Origin of the sequence: Neorhizobium sp. CSC1952 (assembly GCF_030378245.1) — a bacterium.
Taxonomy (GTDB): Bacteria; Pseudomonadota; Alphaproteobacteria; order Rhizobiales; family Rhizobiaceae; genus Neorhizobium; species Neorhizobium oryzae_A.
This window is the reverse complement of the sequence record NZ_CP128416.1, coordinates 4,749,239-4,769,915: the sequence shown is the minus strand read 5'-3', so window position 1 is coordinate 4,769,915 and position 20,677 is coordinate 4,749,239. Positions and strand designations below refer to the sequence as shown.

The 20,677-nt window shown below is 61.2% G+C and carries 18 protein-coding genes; 6 read left to right on the top strand and 12 right to left on the bottom strand.

The features are described from left to right. Position 1 precedes the first annotated feature (1 nt). On the bottom strand, positions 2–886 hold the full coding sequence (locus QTA58_RS23185; RefSeq protein WP_085423209.1) for a helix-turn-helix domain-containing protein: 885 nt from the start codon (positions 884–886) through the stop codon (positions 2–4). Positions 887–968: 82 nt separating this feature from the next. Continuing rightward, positions 969–2,687, bottom strand: a complete 1,719-nt coding sequence (locus QTA58_RS23180) for an ABC transporter ATP-binding protein (protein WP_289671048.1) — start codon at positions 2,685–2,687, stop codon at positions 969–971. A 115-nt stretch (positions 2,688–2,802) separates the two neighbouring features. On the opposite strand from QTA58_RS23180, the gene QTA58_RS23175 reads away from it, so the two are divergent. Next, the gene (locus QTA58_RS23175; RefSeq protein WP_289673285.1) at positions 2,803–3,618 is read left to right on the top strand and encodes an ATP-binding cassette domain-containing protein; all 816 of its coding nucleotides are present in this window, start codon (positions 2,803–2,805) and stop codon (positions 3,616–3,618) included. Between the two features lie 52 nt (positions 3,619–3,670). Here QTA58_RS23175 and QTA58_RS23170 read toward each other — a convergent pair whose 3' ends face one another. Beyond that, positions 3,671–4,474, bottom strand: coding sequence for a class I SAM-dependent methyltransferase (locus QTA58_RS23170; protein ID WP_289671047.1), 804 nt, complete (start codon positions 4,472–4,474; stop codon positions 3,671–3,673). Positions 4,475–4,816: 342 nt separating this feature from the next. On the opposite strand from QTA58_RS23170, the gene gmd reads away from it, so the two are divergent. The 4 genes from gmd to QTA58_RS23150 all read left to right on the top strand — a co-directional run bounded on the left by gmd (position 4,817) and on the right by QTA58_RS23150 (position 9,631). Further along, positions 4,817–5,887 (top strand): GDP-mannose 4,6-dehydratase, encoded by a 1,071-nt coding sequence (gmd, locus tag QTA58_RS23165; protein ID WP_085423212.1) that lies wholly within the window; start codon positions 4,817–4,819, stop codon positions 5,885–5,887. Further along, positions 5,871–6,848: a GDP-L-fucose synthase gene (locus QTA58_RS23160; RefSeq protein WP_289671046.1), complete on the top strand. Its 978-nt coding sequence runs from the start codon at positions 5,871–5,873 to the stop codon at positions 6,846–6,848. The genes gmd and QTA58_RS23160 overlap by 17 nt, the downstream gene beginning before the upstream one ends. 30 nt (positions 6,849–6,878) lie before the next feature. Next, positions 6,879–7,064, top strand: a complete 186-nt coding sequence (locus QTA58_RS23155; protein ID WP_289671044.1) for a hypothetical protein — start codon at positions 6,879–6,881, stop codon at positions 7,062–7,064. Positions 7,065–7,186: 122 nt separating this feature from the next. Further along, positions 7,187–9,631, top strand: coding sequence for a glycoside hydrolase family 28 protein (locus QTA58_RS23150; protein ID WP_289671042.1), 2,445 nt, complete (start codon positions 7,187–7,189; stop codon positions 9,629–9,631). Between the two features lie 353 nt (positions 9,632–9,984). Here the strand turns inward: QTA58_RS23150 and QTA58_RS23145 are convergent, their stop codons facing one another. From QTA58_RS23145 to QTA58_RS23115, 7 genes are all read right to left on the bottom strand, one after another. Further along, complete coding sequence (locus tag QTA58_RS23145; RefSeq protein WP_289671040.1) at positions 9,985–10,308, bottom strand: hypothetical protein; 324 nt, start codon at positions 10,306–10,308, stop codon at positions 9,985–9,987. 20 nt (positions 10,309–10,328) lie between these two features. Next, positions 10,329–11,585 carry a polysaccharide biosynthesis/export family protein gene (locus tag QTA58_RS23140; RefSeq protein WP_289671038.1) on the bottom strand — a complete coding sequence of 419 codons (1,257 nt, stop codon included), beginning with the start codon at positions 11,583–11,585 and terminating at the stop codon, positions 10,329–10,331. A 4-nt stretch (positions 11,586–11,589) separates the two neighbouring features. Further along, the gene (locus QTA58_RS23135; protein WP_289671037.1) at positions 11,590–13,746 is read right to left on the bottom strand and encodes a polysaccharide biosynthesis tyrosine autokinase; all 2,157 of its coding nucleotides are present in this window, start codon (positions 13,744–13,746) and stop codon (positions 11,590–11,592) included. Positions 13,747–13,792: 46 nt separating this feature from the next. Then, on the bottom strand, positions 13,793–14,560 hold the full coding sequence (locus tag QTA58_RS23130) for a response regulator transcription factor (RefSeq protein ID WP_289671036.1): 768 nt from the start codon (positions 14,558–14,560) through the stop codon (positions 13,793–13,795). Positions 14,561–14,657: 97 nt separating this feature from the next. Continuing rightward, positions 14,658–15,311 (bottom strand): PIG-L deacetylase family protein, encoded by a 654-nt coding sequence (locus QTA58_RS23125; protein ID WP_085423218.1) that lies wholly within the window; start codon positions 15,309–15,311, stop codon positions 14,658–14,660. Continuing rightward, on the bottom strand, positions 15,308–16,120 hold the full coding sequence (locus QTA58_RS23120) for a glucose-1-phosphate cytidylyltransferase (protein WP_085423219.1): 813 nt from the start codon (positions 16,118–16,120) through the stop codon (positions 15,308–15,310). The genes QTA58_RS23125 and QTA58_RS23120 overlap by 4 nt, the downstream gene beginning before the upstream one ends. Beyond that, entirely contained in the window at positions 16,117–17,409 is a 1,293-nt protein-coding gene (locus QTA58_RS23115; RefSeq protein ID WP_289671034.1) for a class I SAM-dependent methyltransferase, read from the bottom strand. Before QTA58_RS23115 ends, QTA58_RS23120 begins: the two co-directional genes overlap by 4 nt. 290 nt (positions 17,410–17,699) lie before the next feature. Here QTA58_RS23115 and rfbC point away from each other — a divergent pair, with 290 nt between their 5' ends. Next, positions 17,700–18,251, top strand: a complete 552-nt coding sequence (gene rfbC, locus QTA58_RS23110; protein ID WP_289673284.1) for a dTDP-4-dehydrorhamnose 3,5-epimerase — start codon at positions 17,700–17,702, stop codon at positions 18,249–18,251. On the opposite strand, the gene QTA58_RS23105 is transcribed toward rfbC, so the two are convergent. Continuing rightward, a complete protein-coding gene (locus QTA58_RS23105) occupies positions 18,238–19,581 on the bottom strand; it encodes a DUF4910 domain-containing protein (protein ID WP_289671032.1) in 1,344 nt (447 codons plus the stop codon). The two genes, rfbC and QTA58_RS23105, sit on opposite strands and share 14 nt — an antisense overlap. 9 nt (positions 19,582–19,590) lie before the next feature. Then, complete coding sequence (locus QTA58_RS23100; RefSeq protein ID WP_289671031.1) at positions 19,591–20,658, bottom strand: NAD(P)-dependent oxidoreductase; 1,068 nt, start codon at positions 20,656–20,658, stop codon at positions 19,591–19,593. Positions 20,659–20,677 lie beyond the last annotated feature (19 nt).

Here is a 20,677-nt window from a genome sequence, read left to right as displayed (position 1 = left end):
GTCAAGTCCGCTTCGCCTTTCTCCAACGGGCGGGCGTGGTCCCCACATGCTTGCGGAAAACTCTCGTGAAATGCGCCTGGTCGGAAAAGCCGGTTTCGGCCGCGACGGAGGTCAGCGGCTGGTCGTCGGCCGCCAGCAGTTTCTTGGCCCGGTCGAGGCGGGCGTTCGTCTGCCATTCGTGGGGCGCCATGCCGGTGGAGGCCTTGAAGGAATGGCTGAAATGCGATTGCGACAGGCCGGTGAGCTCGGCGAGTTCCTGCAGGCGGATGTTGCGCATGCAGTTCTCGGTGATGAAATCGGTGGCGCGCCTGAGTTGCCAGGAGGCGAGGGAGCCCCGTTTGCGCGGCGGCGTCTTCATCATCTTCAGGACGTCGATGACGAGCGCCAGCGCCAGCCCGTCGCCGTAAAGGTCGTGCAGCGGATCGGGACTGGCGATCTCGGCAGCGATCAATTCGGCAAGCGCCATGACGCGCTGGTCGAAGAAGAGGAGCTGCGGGTCCTTGAGCTTCTTCGGGTCGATCTCCTCCATCAGCCGGCGGCTGACGACATCCGCATCGAAATGAATGTCGAGATGGCGCACGGACTGAACCTCGGTAATGTCCACCCAAAGGTCCATCTCGGCCGGAATGTAGGAGATCGGGCTTTCGCGCCTGTCCTGCGGTGCGCCGTGCGCCTTCGGCGAGAGCTTGACGGAGGGCCGCCCCCGGCCGCGATGGTCGAGCAGGATGAAGAGGCGCGGGTCGCGCGCCACGTAATATCCGCCCGCATAGGCCGCGCATTCCACGTCCCAGAGATCGGCCGTGATCCCGTTCCAGTGACGGCGGCGAAGCCCGCCGATGACCGAGAAGCCTTCGATCCTGTTCTGCATCCGCGGCTGGAACGTCATCCGGATATCCCGCACCTCAATAAAACATGTGTTGTTTTATCAAGTTTTACTCTGGCCATCAACGGCATGTTTCAGGCCGGCTTCAATGGCCGCCGACCTGCGCCGCGTGCAACCGGTTGTAGGCGCCGCGCCGGGCGATCAGGTCCTGGTGCGTTCCCTGTTCGACGATGCCGCTGCCGTCGATGACGACGATGCGGTCGGCGCCCTGGATGGTGGCGAGCCGGTGCGCGATGATGAGCGTCGTGCGGCCTTCCGAAAGCTCGGCGAGCGAGCGCTGGATGGCGCGTTCCGTCTCCGTGTCGAGCGCAGACGTCGCCTCGTCGAGGATCAGGATCGGCGGGTTCTTCAAAAACATGCGGGCAATTGCGATGCGCTGCTTCTGGCCGCCGGAGAGTTTCACGCCGCGCTCGCCGATCAGGGTATCGAGGCCATCGGGCAGGCCGGCGAGCATCTCTTCGAGCCGTGCCCGGCGCGCCGCCTCGACGATATCCCTTTCGCCGGCACCGAGCCGGCCATAGGCGATGTTCTCGCGGATCGTGCCGCCGAACAGGAAGACGTCCTGCTGCACGATGCCGATCTGCTGGCGCAGCGAAACCCTGGTCATCTTGCGGATGTCGATGCCGTCGATGGTGATGCTGCCCGAGCCGATCTCGTAAAAGCGCGGCAGAAGCGAACAGATGGTCGTCTTGCCGGCGCCGGACGGCCCCACGAAGGCGATCGTCTCGCCGGCCCGGATCGTCAGGTTGACGTCCTGCAGAACCGGCTTTTCCGGATTGTAGCCGAAGGAGACATTCTGATAGACGATCTCGCCCCTGAGGTGGCCGACCTCGACCGCATCCGGCGCGTCGGCGATATCCGGCTCGGTGTCGATGAGCTCGGTGAAGCGCCGGAAGCCGGCGATCCCCTTCGGATAGGTCTCGATCACCGAATTGATCTTCTCCACGGGGCGGAAGAAGACGCCGACGAGCAGCAGGAAGCCGATGAAGCCGCCGGCGGTGAGCTCGCCCGACAGCACGAAATAGGCGCCTGCGATCATCACCACCATCTGGGTCAATCGCATGCTCATGTAGCTGAGCGAGCTGCTGGCGGCCATCAGCTTATAGGCTTCGAGCTTCACGCGCCGGTAGTTCTGGTTGTCCTTTTCGAAGAGCGTGCGCTCGTGCTGCTCGTTGGCGAAGGCCTGCACGACGCGGATGCCGCCGACATTCTCCTCGATGCGCGTGTTGAAATCGCCGACGCGGCTGAAGAGCCGGCGGAAATTATCGGTCATCCGGCTGCCGAAATGGCTGGTCACCCAGGCCGTCAGCGGCACGACGACGGCGGTGATCAGCGCAAGCTGCCAGTTCACCGAGAACATCAGCATGAGCGCGCCGGCAAAGGTCATCAGCGCGATGAACAGGTCCTCCGGCCCGTGATGGGCGACCTCGCCGATCTCTTCCAGATCCTTGGTGAGACGGCCGACGATATGGCCGGTCTTCTGGTTGTCGAAATAGCTGAAGGAAAGCTTCTGCAGATGGTTGAAGGCGGCCCGCCGCATGTCGGTCTCGATATTGATGCCGAGCATATGTCCCCAATAGGTGACGACCGCCATCAGGCCCGTATTGATCGCATAGACGACGAGAAGCCCTGCAGACGCGAACAGAATCAGCACCCATTCGTGGCTGAGGAGCAGCCGGTCGACGAAAAGCTTCACCGCCATCGGGAAAGCAAGTTCGAGCACGCCGGAAAGGACGGCACAGGCGAAATCGAGGACGAAAAGCCCTCGGTATGGCCGGTAGTAGGAGAAGAAACGGCGAAGCATTCAGACCTTCATTGCAAAATCACTATCGGGGCGCGGTTGACCGCCGGAACGAAATTGGCGAAACATGACCCGATTTCTCCATATTCGAAAAGCAGACCGGATGGATAGTACCCTTATGCCGCCGCATGACGATCGGCGCGCAGCCGCAGACAAAAACGGTTCTTTTTTATCGCTGCGCGATGTCAGTTTCGCGATAGAGGGACGCATCCTTCTGCACCCGCTTACCCTCGATCTTGCCGCGGGTAAATCCATCGCCTTGATCGGCCATAACGGTTCGGGAAAATCGACGTTCCTGAAGCTGATCGGCCGCCAGCAGGCGCCGAGCGGCGGCGTGATCCATTTCGAGGGTAGGCCGCTGGAGGACTGGGGCGCCCGCGCCTTTGCTCGCCGGCTCGCCTATCTGCCGCAACGCACGCCCGCCGCACCCGGCATGCTGGTCAAGGAACTGGTGGCGCTCGGCCGCTATCCCTGGCATGGCGCGCTCGGCCGCTTCGGCGCGACCGACCGGGCGAAGGTTGAGGAGGCGATCGAGCTCACCGGCATCGGCGGTTTTTCCGAGCGGATGGTGGACAGCCTGTCGGGCGGCGAACGCCAGCGCGTCTGGCTCGCCATGCTGGTGGCGCAGGACGCGACCTGCCTGCTGCTCGACGAGCCGATTTCGGCACTCGACATCGGCCACCAGCTGGAAGTCCTGTCGCTGACCCACGACCTCTGCCGCGAAAAGGGCATCACCGTCATCACCGTGCTGCATGACGTGAACATGGCGGCGCGCTTCTGCGACGAGATCGTTGCGCTGCATTCCGGCCGGCTGATCGCCCATGGCACGCCGGAAGACGTCATGACGCCGGACGAGCTGGCCCGCATCTACGACGTGCGGATGGACGTCCTCCATCAGCCGTCCAGCGGCAGGCTGGTGGCCCTGGCGCGATAACGTCACAGGCGAGCATCGCCATTCGGGAAGGATTTTCCTCCGTTCTCGCCCTCTAATGCAGTTCGGGGGACGGGAATTGATGGTTGACCTTCCAGGCGTCGGCATCCTGCGTCTTCAAGCGGCGGTCGGCCCGCGAGGGTTCGGAAACGAGCACGACATTCGGGCTGAACATCTTCGGGATGAAGGAGAACGGCAGACTGCCCACCTCCCGCATGGGAGCGTTCACGCGCATGATCTGAGCCAGGCACCGCCAGTCGAAACCCTGATGGGAGACGTGGTGCGGAGGCACGCGGTCCAACTGGTAGAGACCCGCCCAGAAGGTTTCGCGGATGTTGCCGGACTGCCTGTCGTAGCCCATCAGGGCCGAGCCCCAGTTCTTGATCCATACGGCGGGCCCGATTTCCACGGGAACGGTGACGAGAAAGACCCGCGGCCTGACGATCCCGCAGACATGCTCGACGATCCTGACCACGCGGTTCAACGGGACGTGCTCGAGCGTCTCGAGGGCAACCACGACATCCGCGTCGACCGAATGGTAGAATGTCTCCTCGGACGCATCGCCCAAAGCGAAGCGGCAATTGCTGAGATGCCCGTAGCGCGCTTTGGCCGCGTCGATGAACGTCGGATCGTAATCGATGCCGACATAATCGACATCGAAGCTTTCGAATATGTGGCCGACCGCGCTTCCGGGCCCGCAACCGATATCCAGGATCCGCATCCTGCGGTCACCGATCTCGCGCGCAAGACGGCCAAGCACCTCGATGAGCTTTCTGTAGCGCCCCGCATGGAGAAAACGCGTAAGCCGATTGTAATTCTGAACGGCTTCATAGGTCGTGGTCGTTTCGGCTTGTGCCATCATAAAGTCCCCTATGGATCAACAACCGCAACGCAAGATCAGACGGCATTGCCCCCAACGCCCTATTCAGCCGGCGGATCAATCCTCCGATCATCGCATGCACGGTTGACGCAGCAAGGTGGCCAAAAGCGATAGTTGTGGTCTACCCCCCATTCCGAGATACTTCGCTAGGTGGAGAAGAGCTACTTCCGGTTTCAAAGGAAGCATCCGGAGTGTCCGATCGGCGAAGTGACGGAGTACCTTCATCCTCCCTTTTGGCAAGCTGGTCGGTCCGCGGTTCCTATTTATAGTTTCCCCTGGCAACCGCACGGGGGCCGCGTCTCAACGGGGGAGAGCCGGCTTATGGCGGATAAAGTGGCATTGATCATCGGCGTAACCGGGCAGGACGGCGCCTATCTCAGCGAGTTGCTGCTGTCCAAGGGCTACATAGTGCATGGGTTGAAACGGCGGTCGTCGTCGTTCAACACAGCCCGCGTCGATCACCTCTACAGCGATCCCCACAAGAGCGATGTCCGGTTTCATCTGCATTTCGGCGACCTGACCGACGCGACGAATCTGTGCCGGGTCATTCAGGACGTCAGGCCGGACGAAATATACAATCTGGGCGCGCAGAGTCACGTGCAGGTGAGTTTCGAGACGCCGGAATACACCGCCAATGCCGACGCTCTCGGAACGCTCCGGCTTCTCGAGGCCATGCGAATCCTGAAGCTTGGCAAGACCTGCCGGTTCTACCAGGCCTCGACGTCCGAGCTCTTCGGCGGGATGGGCGAGGTGCCGCAGCACGAAGGGACGCGCTTTTATCCGCGCAGCCCCTATGCGGCCGCCAAGCTCTATGCCTACTGGATGACCGTGAACTACCGGGAAGCCTATGGTTTTCATGCCTCGAACGGCATTCTGTTCAATCACGAAAGCCCTATTCGCGGCGAAACCTTCGTGACGCGGAAGATCTCGCGCGGCGTTGCCGCGATCGAGCGCGGCCTGATGCGGAAACTGTATCTCGGCAATCTGGACGCCAAGCGCGACTGGGGGCACGCGCGCGATTATGTCGATGGGATGTGGCGTATCCTTCAGCAGGAGGAGCCCGACGACTATGTGCTGGCGACCGGCGAGGCCCACACCGTGCGGGAATTCGTCGAGCTGGCATTCGGCGTCGTCGGCAGGAGCATCGAATGGGATGGCAAGGGGATCGAGGAGGTGGGCTTCGACGCCAAAAGCGGGAACCCGCTCATCGAAATAGACCCCCGCTATTTCCGTCCGACCGAAGTCGATTTCCTGCTGGGCAATCCGAGCAAGGCGCACACGAAACTCAACTGGCGCCATGCCACGCCGTTCGGCCATCTCGTTTCGGAAATGGTGGAAGCTGATCTGCGCACCGTTATGCGCGAGGAGGGGCGTAATGATTTCACAGGCTAATCCCGGAGGGGAAATATTCAGTCTCAAGGGCAAACGCGTCTGGGTCGCCGGCCACAATGGCTTGGTGGGATCGGCCCTGGTGCATCGGCTGGAGCAGGAAGAATGCACCATCTTGAAGGTCTCGCACGGCGAACTCGACCTGACCCGCCAGGCCGATACCGAAAGGTGGATGGCGAAGTCTCGGCCGGAGGTCGTTCTGGTTGCGGCCGCGAAGGTGGGAGGCATTGCCGCCAATTCGGCCTATCCTGCCGACTTTCTGTATATCAACGCAATGATTGCGATGAACATCATGAAAGCGGCCACCGATATCGGTACGGAAAAGCTGCTATGGATGGGGTCGAGCTGCATCTATCCGAAGTTTGCAGCCCAACCGATCGATGAACATGCGCTGCTGACAGGCCCCCTCGAACCGACGAACGAGCCTTACGCGATCGCCAAGATCGCGGCGCTGAAGCTCGCCCAGGCCTATGCGGCGCAATACGGCACCCGGTCGATCTCGGTGATGCCCACGAACCTCTATGGACGGAATGACAATTTCGACCCGCAGGGATCGCATGTCATCCCCGCCATGGTGAGGAAGATGCATGAAGCTAAGGTGGCCGATAGCGAGACTGTCACGGTATGGGGCACGGGCAACCCCTTGCGCGAATTCCTGCATGTCGACGATCTTGCCGATGCCTGCATCCTGCTGATGAAGACCCATACGCATCTCCAGCTCATCAACGTCGGCTCGGGGCAGGAAGTCTCCATACGCGACCTTGCCTATCTCGTGGCCGATATCGTCGGCTACAGGGGACAGATCGTCTTCGATACCAGCAAACCCGACGGCACGCCGAGGAAACGTCTCAACAGCTTGCGCTTGCACGCACTGGGCTGGACGCCGAAGGTCGACCTGAGGAGCGGGATCGAAGATCTCTACCATCACTGGCGGCAGCGTGCGGGACAGGTGGCGGCCGAATGAATCCCGGGCTTCTGTGCGGGAGGAGTGATCATGTTCATATCGGAGGAGACGTATGTCCGTCTCGAAAGGGAGTGGCTGGAGATGAGGCGGGGAGCACGGGCTTCCGCCGCTTCGATCGCCGCACCAGCCTTCGGGAGAGCGAAGATCGAGTGCGACATGCGGAAGATCACCGGCGCTCGAACGGAGCCGCAGGATCCGCCGAAGCCGCCGCAGTGATATCCGGCGCTCCGCTCTCATCCCGCTGGTCCGGGATCATGCCGGCTCAGGCCGGCTGCAATTTGCCGATCGGTGGCCGGATAGGGCGTTCGGCGTGGTAGAGGTGTACCCGGAGGGGCAAGATGAAACGCCGGTCCGCTTTTGTTTTGCTCTCCCTGTTCTCGTTGACGCTCATCGCGTTCTCTCATTCGGCATCCACCGATCGCCTTGTGACCGGGGCGGTGTCGTTGACGGCCGGCCGGGCCGATCCCGGTCATTTCGGGTTGCCGGTCCCGGTTCCGGAGCCGGAGCTGCCGCCCGGTGTCGATGCCTTCGAGCCTCCCTTTTTCGAAGCCAGATCCTCGGCGCCGGCGATCGCCGAAATTTCGGCGACGGCCGATCGGGACGAGGTCGTCTCGATGACGGGCGTCAAGCTCGACGGCGAAACCGTGTTCGACGTGTTTTCGCAAGCGCCCACGGCGCCGGAAGGCCACGTCACGTCCCTGGCGCCCCTGACGAAGGATGCCGCCGCGGCAACCCTGCTGCTTCCCTCGACCTTGCCGCCCTGGTCCATGTATCTCGTCCGGCCGCGGCGTGGCGCATCCGGGGGGCGGGCCTTCGCGATCAATCGGACCGAGGCATGGTGGGTGGGGCCGGACAAGGGAACGCCGGGAACCGTCGTCTCGGTCTATGGCCGGAATCTCGCGCGGTCCAACAAAACGGCCGAGGCTCATATCTACATCAAGCCGATCGACGGCTCCGGCCGGTATCTCAGGCCGATATCGGTGAACCCTTTCCGGGTGAGCTTCGAAATTCCCGATCTGCCATCTGCCGCATATGAGGTCTGGATGCACAACGGCCATGGCGGCCGCTTCGGCTGGAGCGGACCGTTGAGGCTCGACGTCCTTTCCCGGTCGTCCTGGGCCGGGCAGGAGGACAAAGTCATCAGCGTAAAAGGTTTCGGCGCAGCCGGGAACGGTGTCGCCGACGACACGGCTGCGATCGAGAAGGCGCTTCAGGCGGCCACGGCGGCGGCGCCCGCGACGGTCCATTTTCCCGCCGGCACGTATCTCGTTACTGCACCGCTGAAGGCGCCTGCGAACGTCGCCTGGACCGGCGAGGGGATGGACGAGACGGAAATCCGCCTGGGGCGGAATATCGATCAGAGCATGGTGGCCAGCGAGGACGACAATGTGCAGTTCAGGCAGATCACGCTGAACGGCAATCGCGGGACCGGAGACAAACCCCTTCTGAGGCTTTCCTCGGCACGGGACACCCGACTGGAGGCGATGAGGATCAACGCCTGGGGCACGGCCGCTCTCGACGCCCAGGACGCTTCCGGCCTTTTCATTCATGCCTCCGAATTGATCGAGAACGGCTCCTTTTACGGAACCAGCCGCCAGGTCTTCCTGTCGGAGAACCGGTTCCGGATGACCGGTTATGGCGAATCCGTCGTCGCCTTGTGGGGCGGAAGAGATTTCTCGATGATCGGCAACGAGTTGACCAATGCGGACGAAAGCCGTGACGACGGCCATGGCATCGGCCGCTTCTTCGTCGCACAGGCGCATTTCGGGAGCCTGCGCAACCTCTATTGGGAAAGGAACGTATCCCGCAACGCCGCGCCTCACGATTGCGAGAAGGTCGACTGCAACAAGGGCGAACAGATATGTTTCGAAATCGTCGGAAGCATGATGAAGAACGATTTCGTCCGCGCTTCGGCGAGTTCCGTCACCTTCCGGTCGCTGGCCGATTGGGGAAAGCCTGTCGCCAGCGGCCGGGACCTGGTCATCATCGGCGGCAGGGGTGCAGGCCAGCATCGTCACATCACCTCGATCGACGGATCGACCGTCACTATCGAGACCCCGTGGAACGTCATTCCGGATAAAACGAGCCGTTTCGCTCTGGCAGCCATCGCATCGCAGGCGGTGATCTACGACAATACCTTCGAGGGACGGGCGAGCTTCAGCGAACACGATTCCGATTCAACCGGCGTGCTTCTCTATGGGAACGTCTATGACGTCGTTGTCGACAGCAACAACATCTCCCAGATGCGGCATGGAATGATGACCGTCGCGCTTGATTCGACATACGGTCTCAGCCCCTACTTCCTCCAGTACTCGAACAACAGCGTGTCCCGGAGCAATAGCGGCCTTTATATCGGCACGACATTCGCCGATTCCGGCGTCGCGGGCATCTGGGGCGGCCTCGGCAATGTCTATCGCAAGAACAGCTTCGACGACATCACCTATATCGGCGTCGAATACGAGACCTGGGATCACGACGGGTCGGACTACAACGCCACCGTCTTCGACGGAAACCGGTTCACCAATCTGCGCTACGGGTTCGTCGACGCCTACAAGCTCATGTGGACCCATGACGGTGTCTTCAAGGCTGCGCCGCAGAAGCGGCCGAGAAGGTTCAACACCATCCTGTACCGCAATCACTTCCGGCGTGGTTCGGCGGACATCGAGGGCAGCAAGGGGTTTTTGACGATGCATCCGGGCAATACCTGGCTGAACATCGGCTCCACCTGGGAAGGGTTCGCCTCGGGCAATGCCGGACCCGATCTTCGCTCCGGCGAGCGCTGAAATCGCACCGGAGCCTTCGCGGGCTGTTCCACGGAATGGGAATGACTTGTCCGGGAGGGATGAGGGCTCGCCCCGGGGTGAGGGCGAGCCCACCCGACCTCCGACCGTGATGCCGGACGCCCGCCGGGGCAAGCAGGCGTAGCGGGTAATTCACACAAGGCCCCGAAACCGGCTTCCGTTCAATTTATCTAATAGAAGTAAGCCCTTCGGGCATTCCATAACTGCTGAGCGAATTATGTATGTGCATACGTCCGCATCATGCCGTAAGCATTAGGGTGCGGCGGCCGCAGTCACTCGATGGGGGAAGAGCGCAAAAATGTTCCGGCCGGTGCGCTGTCTCGAAGCGTTGCCGATCACTGCTGGACGGGTGCCGGCGACGTTGCCGTGTTTTCCGTCATTCCCGGATGAAGCGAGCGCCAGGCCCGCACGTCGTCGGCGGTGATCCAGATGCGCCCATCGAACGCGATCGCTTCCTTCTCGATCTTTTTTAACGCCATCTCGGCAAAGAACTCGAGATACTGCGCGAGCCGCGACGCATCGCAGCACGCGGGAGATTGGATGTCGGTCAGCGCGTCATGAGTGACCTGCACGGGCCGGCTGCACCTGCCGTCGCTCATGATGATGAGCGCGTCCTGCCCGACCATGTGGTATTTGAGGGGAGTGATTGTCGATCCCATCCCCGACCTCCGGGGCCATCCTAGTTGACTTTGGCGGTGGCGGAGCGGCCGGCCTGAACGAGGCTTACGCGGACGACGTCGCCGGCCTGTATGCGCGTATGCTCGTTCACGGTCTCTTCCCGGTATTCGCCGTTGACCTGGCGCACCACCGAAAATTTGGTTTCGATCATGTCTTCGAGAGCGCTCACGCGCCTCGCCGACGCTCCGATCTCGCCGATCATCTGCAAGGTGAAGGCCATCTTCCGGCGCAGCCGCGCCATATCGAGCTCGATTTCCCTCAGTTCGGTCGCTGCGTCGTTGTGGCGTTTGCTTTCCAGCTCCAGGATCCGCCTCTCGACCTCGTTCTTGTTCTGCTGCGCCCGGGCGAGGAAGGAGCTGGTTTCCAGCAATTGCTGGTTCATCGCCAGCAATTCGCGCTTGCGCTCTCTAAGGGCCGACTGGGAAGCCGCCCCCCGCGTCACGAGCTCCTCGGAGGCATTGACGTCGAGCCCCAGGAGCTGGAACTGCTCGTTGCGCAGGGAAGTGCTCTTTTCGAGCGTGTCTATTTCCTGGATGAAGCTCTGTCGCTGGCTTTCGAGGTTGGTCTTTTCGTCCCGCATGACCGAGAGTCGAAGATTGTAGAGGCTCAGCTCCGCGTCGACGATCTTCTGGACGATGGCGGGATCCTTTGTCAGGCCGATTTCGTTGATCTTGTACTGGAATTCGGTGTTGTTCAGTTCCGCCTCGAGCCGGGCGCGCTTGACGTCCTGCGACAGCAGCTGCAGCGACATGTCCTCGTATTCCTGTTGCGCCGATATGAGCTGGATGCCCGACATGTCCGTCCGCACCGTCGGTTCGCGCAATCCGCCGCCGAGCGAAAAGAGTTCGAGCACGATCATGCCCGGACGATATTCGTATTTGCCGGGCTTCTGGACGTCGCCGATGATGAAGATCGGGGCATATTCCTTGACAGCGACGGCGACCGACCGGTTTGCCAGATGGGGTGCCAGATCGCGGCCGATCTGAGCGCCGATTTCATCGACCGTCTTGTCGAGGACCGGGACGTTGCCGAGAATGGGGTAGCCGATGGTGCCGTCCACGCTGACCGGGAAAAGGCCGGTCAAGCCGTTGTCGCCATAGACGGATATCATCAGCACGTCGCCGACCGTGACCTTGTAGGCCGGTATATCCGATGCGGATGCCTGCATCGGGAAGAGGAGGGGGATAAGGAGCAGGGCATGCTTGAGGCTGAACGGCCGGCCAAGGCGCGAGCGTTCGGCAAAGAGGGCGGAGCGCATGTTTTCACCTCGCATTCGAGACGACGATTGAAGGGCGGGGCGTGAATGCCGGCTTTTGTCCGGACGTGCCCTTTGCTCCGAACATCCCTCTCCAGCGCGACCGGCGCCGCTGTTTCTGCCGTCGAACGCCATTGAGGACGATGCCGATGACGTGCTTGCCGGCCACGCGGAGCTTGATGACCGCATTTTCGATGTCTGCGCTGTCGCCAACCCCGCTTCTGACCACGAAGGTGACGGTGTCCGAGAGGCTCGCGATCCGCAGCAGGTCGAGGTCGTGCGAAGCCGACGGCGCATCGATCAGCACGAACTCGTAGCGCTGCCTCATCTCCGCGATGAGCGCGGCAAACCCTTTGTTTCCCAGAGTGAAATCGGGTGGCGCGCCATCCGCGGGAGCGGCGATGATGTCCACGCCGGAGGCCGGGTCGCGCTGGATGACCTCGTCGAACGATATTTCGCGGGCGATCGCACGGGCGAGATGGGGCGAGGGCTGAATTTGGAATTCCCGGGCAAGCCCCGGATCTCTCAGATTGGCGTCGATGACGAGCAGTTTGACGCCGCTCAAGGCGAGCGATCTGGCCAGATTCGCGACGACGAATGTCTTGCCTTCGTGATCGGCAGACGACGTGAACGCAATCACGCGGGCCCTGTCTTCGGAGAGCTGGATATACGCTTTGAGGTCGGCGACGGCGCTGTCGAAATCGGCGGTGCCGCTGCCGGGCTTGCCGGACCTGTTGCGGACTTCCTTCGGCGGAATGCGCGGGATGCGGCCGATGACGGCGAGCCCGGTTTTCTGTTGAAGGGCGGAAACGGAGCCGATCGATCTGTCCATGAAGTTCAGGACGAGTGCGGCGACCAGGCCGGTGCTCATTCCGAGCAGAAGCGCCGCCAGACCCCATAGCCTCGCATCCGGGCTGGTGGGATTGCGGCTCGGCATGGCGCGGGAGATGATCCTCGCTTCGGCGGTCGCGATGCCATCCTGTTCGATGGTTTGCTTGTAGCGGGCGAGATAGGTCTCGTAGATGGAGCGGTTTGCGGCTGCCTCGCGGTCGAGCTGGGCGGATTGAACGACGGCCATATTGGTCGCCGATATCGCCCGCTGCACGTCCTTGAGCCTGGCCTCGACCTCTCCCTGCTGTTTTTCATTGATCGCGATCTCGTTCCGCAGGCTGTCGATGATCTGCGAAATCTCCTGGCCCACCTGCTTGTTCAGCGATGCGAGCTGTGAGGAAAGTTGCGGCAGCTGCGGGTTCATGCGTGCGCCGCTCTCGTCGATTTCCGCGATCGCCCGGATCACGCGGGCCTGCTCGGCACGCAGGAGCTGGATTGTGGGCGACGAAAGAACCTCGGTCAAACCGACGCTGTCGCCGCTCTGCTGAACTTCGAGAGCGGTTGCAAGGCGTGCCTTCGATCCGGCAAGCCTTGCCTGCAGGGAGGTCAGTTCGGCGTTCAGTCCGGAGAGGCGCTGGGCCTGCAGCGTGATGCCGCCGGTGTCGATCAGCCCCGACTTCTCGCGGAATTCCGCCGCCGCTTTCTCCGAATCCTCAAGCTTGGTACGGAGGCTGCCGAGGCGCTCTCCGAGCCATTCGCTGACGCGGCGCGTCGCCGTCGTCTGAAGGTCTATCTGGTAATCGATATAGGCTTCGCCAAAGGCGTTGGCGACCATGGCCGCGTAGGCCGGTTCGCTCGCATAGTAGGAAATGTAGATGGTATAGGAGCGTCCGTCGTTCATGACACGAACGTTCGTCAGCAGATCGTCTATCTGCTTCTGGGCCTCTACATCTTTCCGGATCGCGTCCGGATCGCTGGACAACCGGGCGTATTTGCCTGGCTGGCTATTGGGCGGATTGGCCTTCTGGAGATCGATGAGAACCCGCTCGGCCATCGACCTGGAGCCGATGATATCGAGTTCCGTGCGAAGGACCGGACTTTCCTGCGGCAGGGGCGAAACGACCGATTCGGTCGGCAGAGCCTGAAGTTTGCGCACATTGAGCGCCAGGATCGCCTCCGACTTATATCGGGTCGGGCTTTGCCAGTAGCCGAATGCGGCGATGGCGAAGCTCGCGAGCATGCAAAGCAGGACAACTGTCTTTCGCTCCCAGATGATGGCGAGGAGGCGAGGGATTCCGTCCTGCTCCGCAGGAGGCGACGACGACTGGATCATTGCGGTACCTGCTGTAAACCGACGTTGATATGCCTCAAAAGCGCGGCTAGCGTTCGCAAACCATATCGCCGATCTTGCAGGCCACTTCAGTCCGGTTGGTTGCGCCGAGCTTCTTCATGATATTGCGGATATGCACCTTGATCGTGCTTTCGCAGAGGTTGAGTTCCGACGCGATGTCCTTGTTCGCCTTGCCGCAGCGCAATGCCTGCGCGATGGCGGATTGCCGGCTGGTGAATTTCATGGCCGGCATGGCCCTGCGCGAGGGAACGCCGAGAAGCTCCCGTATGTTGAGGACGCTGCTCGCCGGAATGAACCTGCCGCCGGCAATCGCGAGGCTGATCGCCTGGATGCACACGTCGATGCTGACGGAGCTCGGTACGTAGCCTCGGACGCCGAGCCCGATGATATCGAGAACCGTGTTGATCTCCTGGTTGTCGGACAGGACGACCACCGCGGCCGGAGCTACTGCCGCGACGAGTTCCGCGATCTCGGCGGCCAATTGCTGGTCGCTCGCCGCGCAGTTGCCCGCGTTGAAGAGCACTGCCGAGGGTATTCCGAGATCGGCTTTTGCCTGCTGCCATTCTCCGAGGCTGGAGAAGGTGAAGACCCGTCGGTCGATGTGGTGATAGTCAAGCCCGTGTGCCAGGCATTCCCGCTCCAGCGTCCGCCGGTCTATGAGGGCGATATATCCCCGGTCGGCCCGGATTGGAGGGTCGGGCTCGTCGTTCCCCAAGTCGCATTGCAGTGATGCTGCCCCCAGCTCATCGTACTTGTCGAGCCGAATAGCACTGTAGAACCCATTGCCATCAATCATTACACGTACTCCCCCTACTGTGACTGAGATACCTAGACGAATGCGAGTTCTCTTTTTTCAGCAGGCAGATACTCAAGCGCTGTCAGCTCATCGAGCATCAGGCCAAAACAAACTTTCTGACGGTAAACGCCTCCGCAAAACGTGCCGGCGCGCGGCATTCCATGCCTCGCAGACGCGCCAGGCCTCTGAAGGTTTCCGCATCGAACCAGTCTTTGGACCTCTGCGTGCCGAAATGCTCGAGAAGAAGCGCCACCTTCATGTTCAAGGCGTCTTCGCTCAGCGGCACATAGGTGTTGCGCCTGCAGAAATCCCCGTCCCACTTCGGAATTTCGTATTCCAGCACCAGATGATCGCGAAAGATATTGGTCGTTAACTTATTGATTTCGCGGTGGTCCTGGTGCGCGTCCTCACCGCTGTGCGTGAAGATGACGTCGGGATGGACCCTTTCGCGGAGCGCCAGCAGCCAGGACTTTATTTCGCGGCTCTGGCTCGGGAAGAAACTGTCCTGGAATGCGCCGAGCTCGATGGAATAGGAAGCCGCTCTCTGCAGGAATGCTTCGGCGGACCTCCGCGCTTCGGCGGCACGTTCGTTGCCGGCGCTGAGCACGCACCAGTGCACGTCGAGCTGCACGCCCTCCGAAAGCAGGCTGAGGATCGTGCCTCCCGCGCCGATCTCGATGTCGTCGGAATGGGCCCCGAGGCAAAGTACGGAAAGCCGGTCGCCGGGTGCCGCCAGAGATATCTTCCTCATGGGAGCTGCACCGCAGCGCGTGCCGCAGTCCTTTGGGCGGCATGGCGCTTTATCCACGGCATGTCGCCGCGTTCCACCATGGCCTCCAGGGTCTGCCAGTCACGCAGCGTATCCATGGATCGCCAGAAGCCCTCGTGCTTGTAGGCCATGAGCTTGTCTTCGGCGATCAGGCGGGCGAAGGGCTCGAGCACGAGCTCCTCGCCGTCGCGCATGTAGTCGAAGATCTCTCTCCGCATCAGGAAATAGCCGCCGTTGATCCACATGTCGGAGGTCTCGGACGATCTGAATTCCCTGACCCGTCCGTTCTCCTCGATATCGGCGAGGTGGTAGGTCAGGGGAGGCCGCACGGCGAGGAAGCAGGCGAGCTTGTCGCTTTTCTCGAACCGCTCGACCATGTCGTCGAGATCGACGTCCGTCAGGCCGTCGCTGTAGTTCGCCAGAAAGATCTTCTCGTTCATGAGATGGTTGCGCACCGCCCACAGGCGTTCGCCGATATTGCGCCATATGCCGGTGTCGATCAGCGAGACGCGCCAGTCCCTTGGCGGCCCGCCGAGCATTTCGACGCGGCCCGAACTGGATATGGTGCAGTCGGCATAGGCTTCCGGCCGGCTGTTGAGGAAGAAGTCCTTGATCGCGGCTGCCTTGTAGCCGAGGCAGAGGATGAAGTCGTCGTGGCCGAAGCTCGAATAATACTCCATCACATGACGCATGATGGGTTGGGATCCGAGCGGGATGAGCGGCTTGGGAACGCTTTCCGAATATTCCCTGATGCGCGTACCTCTGCCGCCGCAAAACAAAACGACCTTCATTGTCCGAGCTCCTTGGGATCGATGACGGAGACGTCGGGTATAGGAACAACGAACTTGCCGCCCCACTCGCCGATGCCCTTCATCTGGCTGACGATTTCGTTCTTGAGGTTCCACGGCAGAATAAGGATGTAGTCCGGCTTGGTGCGTTCGATCTCGCTGACGGGCTTGATCGGGATATGCATTCCCGGCGTGAAGCGGCCGTGCTTGTACGGATTGCGGTCGACCGCGAAGTCGATGAAATCCGTGCCGATGCCGCAATAGTTGAGCAGGGTGTTGCCCTTGCCGGGGGCCCCGTAGGCGCAGATGGATTTGCGCATCTCTTTGAGGCGGATGAGGAAGGAGAGAAGGTTTCGTTTCGTCTGGCGCACCGCCGCGGCGAAGGCCGTATAGGTCTCGACACGGTCGAGCTTGCATTCGCGCTCACGCTCCAGCAGCGCATCCACACGAGGCTCGCGCCGTATCGCGTTGGCGGCATGGGTGAGATAGACCCGCAGCGACCCGCCATGGGTCGGCAGTTCCTCGACGCCGAACACTTTCAGGCCGTGGCGCTCCGCCATCTTTTCGATGGTCAAAAGCGAGAAATAGGAGAAGTGCTCGTGATAGATCGTATCGAACTGGTTTTCCTCGATCAGCCTCGCGATGTGCGGAAATTCGAGCGTTATCGCGCCTGACGGCTTGAGCAGAACCTTCATGCCGGCGACGAAGTCGTTGAGATCGGGCACCTGCGCGAGAACGTTGTTGCCGATGATGAGATCGGCTTGCCTTCCTTCCGCGACCATCTGCTTCGCAAGCGCCTTGCCGAAGAAGTCGGTGAGGGTCGGAATGCCCTTTTCCACCGCCACTTTCGCAACGTTGATGGCGGGCTCGATGCCGAGGATGGGAATGTCCTTCTCCAGGAAGTGCTGGAGGAGATAGCCGTCATTGCTGGCGATCTCGACGACGAAGCTGTCGCGATCCAGCGATAGCCGCTCGATTGCGAGCTCGCAGTATCGCCTGGCATGCGCGACCCAGCTATCCGAGTAGGAGGAGAAATACGCATACTCCTCGAAAATCTCCTCCGGCGCGACATATTCCCCGAGCTGCACAAGGAAGCACTCGCTGCAGACGAAAGCGTGCAGCGGGTAATAGGGCTCCATGTTGTTGACGGCAGCGGCAGGTACGAAACTCTCGCACGGTGGCGACATTCCGAGATCGACGAATGTATGTTCGAGAGGGGCGCCGCACAGCCGGCACAGCCCTATATTTCGCGCATTGTCTACACTGAAGGAACGCTCAGTCCCGCCACTCATATGACACCCCTGGTTGCTTTTCCGGCTGATCGGCCGTTTTTATCGTTAATTCGCAATTTATTATGGAAAAGGAGGTGAATCGAGACTGTATTCCGGTAGGGGACATCATCCAAAAGCCGTATTAGGGCGAGTTTTATTAGTAAACCTATAGTTCTGGATGGATTTCGGCTCTGAAGCGGATATGGACATAAGCTCGGAAATACAACTTATAGGGGCCTTTTCCGGATAGCCTGTGATGGAGGAAAGTCGCTGATCTGGTGATCACCATGGCATCCGGCAGGGAGATGGCGATGCGGTTTATCGAGACGAAGATCGACGGTCTCTGGGTCATCGAGCCCGAGCCGGTGCTCGACCTCCGCGGCTCCTTCGCGCGGACGTTCTGCAAGCGGGAATTTTCCGACCATGGCCTGGCGGCGGATTTCGTCCAGCACAGCGTGTCTCAGTCGGTGCTGAAGCACACGCTGCGCGGCCTTCATTTCCAGAAGCCGCCGCATCAGGAGGTCAAGCTCGTCTCCTGCATCAGGGGGGCGATCTGGGACGTGGCCGTGGATCTGCGCCGCAACTCGCCGACCTATCTCAATTGGGTCGCCACGGTGCTTTCGGCGGACAACGGCTTGCAGTTCTATATTCCGGAGGGATTCGCCCACGGCTTTCAATCGCTCAGCGATAATGTCGCCGTGTCCTACATGATTTCCGCTCCATACGCGCAGGGCAGCGCATCCGGCATTCGTTATGACGAGCCTGCGATCGGCATCACCTGGCCGGCACGACCGGCGGTGATTTCGGAGCGGGATACGAACTGGCCGAGATGGATATTCGAGGACGCTTCTACCGTTCCGTGAAGCCGAGGTTCGAAACGAGCCCGGCCTCCTGCAGCACGGCAGCCGCCATGGCGATCTCCGAAAACGGCATTCCCGATCTTTCCGCGATGTCCAGCAGCGAATGGCGCCCGTCCGCCAGATTGAGCACCCAAAGATAGGCCATGGTTCGCTCGCTGTTGGTCTTGTGCCCTCCGATGACGGAGAAAAGCCCGTACTTGCTCAATTGCGGTTCGCCCTTGGGCGAGAGGTTGAGCGGCGTCCAGTTTCCCTCCAGGGCATCGATCATGTCCCGGACCATCCGGAAGGAGGCGCCCAGATGCTCCGGCCGGATGAAATCGAGGTTGTCGGCCGACGTATGATATTCGGGAAAGGTGCCGAAAGCGCTTCTCTGCAGAAGGCCGACCGGCAGGTTGAAGCCCGGCGAGCAGAATTGTCTCTCGTCGTAACCGTAAGGGCTGAAGTCGGCGATATTGAGAGGAGTACCTTCGTCTCCGCAACGGGTGCAGGCAGCGATGCGGTCAATCGGCGCGTCGCCCCGCCGGCTTCGCTTGTAATTCGGGCCTCCGCCGTCTCCGACACAGGACAGAACGAGGCCGTGCGCGATATCCGGAAGGCGGTGCTCGTTGTTGCTCAGCCACGCGAGCGACCCGATGGTCCCGGGCGCGAAGACGAAACGATAGCTGTAATACGTCTTCACCGCCTTCATGTACGCGGCAAGGCATGTCAGCAGCGCCAGACCGGAACAATTGTCGTTGGCGAGCGACGGATGGCAGATATGCGCGTAGAGAAGAACCTCTCTCTTGCTTGCCCCGTCATGAAGGTATTCGCCGTAGACGAGATGGCCCGGCCTCTTTTCCGTATCGACGACGACCTCGTAATTCCCGTCCGCGAGCTTCAGGAACTCCCGGTGAGCCATGCAGAAGCCCCAGGCATCGGTATAGTAGGCGGTCTTGTAAGGGATGAGGTCCGGCTGCGCCGGTAGCGTATATAGATGCTCCTTCAGCTCCGTCAGCGGCATGACGCGCCGCACCGGTATGCTGTAGTTCATGAGGTGGAGATTGGATGCCTTGAAATCGATGATTTTTCGTCCGGAAGCATCCTTCACATAGGCGTCCCTGACGATCCATTCGTCGGGGATCGTCCAATCGAACACACGCGTCCCGCTCGGAACTTCTTTGCACTCGATCTCGATATAGTCCCGCAGGATGCCGATCGTATCCCTGACACCCTGGCCCGTGATGCTGCGACACAGGGGGAAAAGACGGCAGGCGAGCACGTAGATCGCCTGTCCCAGGTCTTCGTCGCGCGGCGAGGCGAAAGGCGGCCCGAGCATTTTCCCGACGCCATCCATCGATCCGCCTCACATCCTGGCCATGACCGGAGGCATGCCGGCGGATCCCGGGGGGCGCCGCAGGTTTTCGTCGATGTCATGGTCGCGGATCAGCTTCTGGAGCTGGCCGATCCGCTGATAGCGCGGCCCTTCGAACTCCGCGAGGGTGAGGCCGGCGCTCTTGTAGGCGCGATAGAGCTGCGCGGCGCCGGCAGCGGCGGTCCAGGTGGGTTTGAAAGCCGGCAGCGTTCTTGCGATCTTGCCGAAATCGACCCGGTAGGAACGGGTGTCGGGGCTTGCGTCGCTTGCATATTGCAGGCGGCATCCCGGTACCGTCATGGCGACGATCTCGGCGATCTCCCTGATCTGGTAGTTATGCGCATCCTGACCCACATTGAACGCCTGGTTATGGACATCGTCGACCGGCGCCTCCAGCGCAGCCAAAAATGCACGCGATATATCCTCGATATGGACGATCGGGCGCCACGGCGTGCCGTCGGATTTCAGGAGGATGAGGCCTTCGGTCACGGCCCATGCGGTGAGATTGTTGAGCACGATGTCGAAGCGCAGCATGGGGGAAAGCCCGTAGGCCGTCGCCGGCCGCATATATACGGGGCAGAAACCGGCATCCGCCAGGCCTGCGATTTCGCGCTCAGCGAGAACCTTGGACGTACCGTAGGCCGAGACCGGCTTCAGTTCCGCCGTCTCGTTGACGAAACCTTCCCCGGCCGCGCCGTAATTGCTGCAGGACGAGGCAAACAGAAACCGCTTGACGCCGGCCTTCTTGGCCGCCGTCGCCACCCGGACGCTGCCGCGATAGTTGATCTCGTAGGTAATGTCCGGATTGAGATTGCTCAGCGGATCATTGGAAAGGGCGGCCAGATGAATGACCGCGTCGAACCCTTCGAGGTCGGCCTGGGTTATGTCGCGGACGTCCTTGCAGACGCCCGGGACTTTCGGGAGCTGGCCTCCGGGCAGATAGGTGCACCGATGATAGAATTCGCTGTCATAGCCATGAACCTCATGGCCTGCCTTGAGCAGGATGGGCACCATGACGGAGCCGATATATCCTCTATGTCCGGTAACCAGAACTCTCATCGCCTTTTTCTCCGAGCAT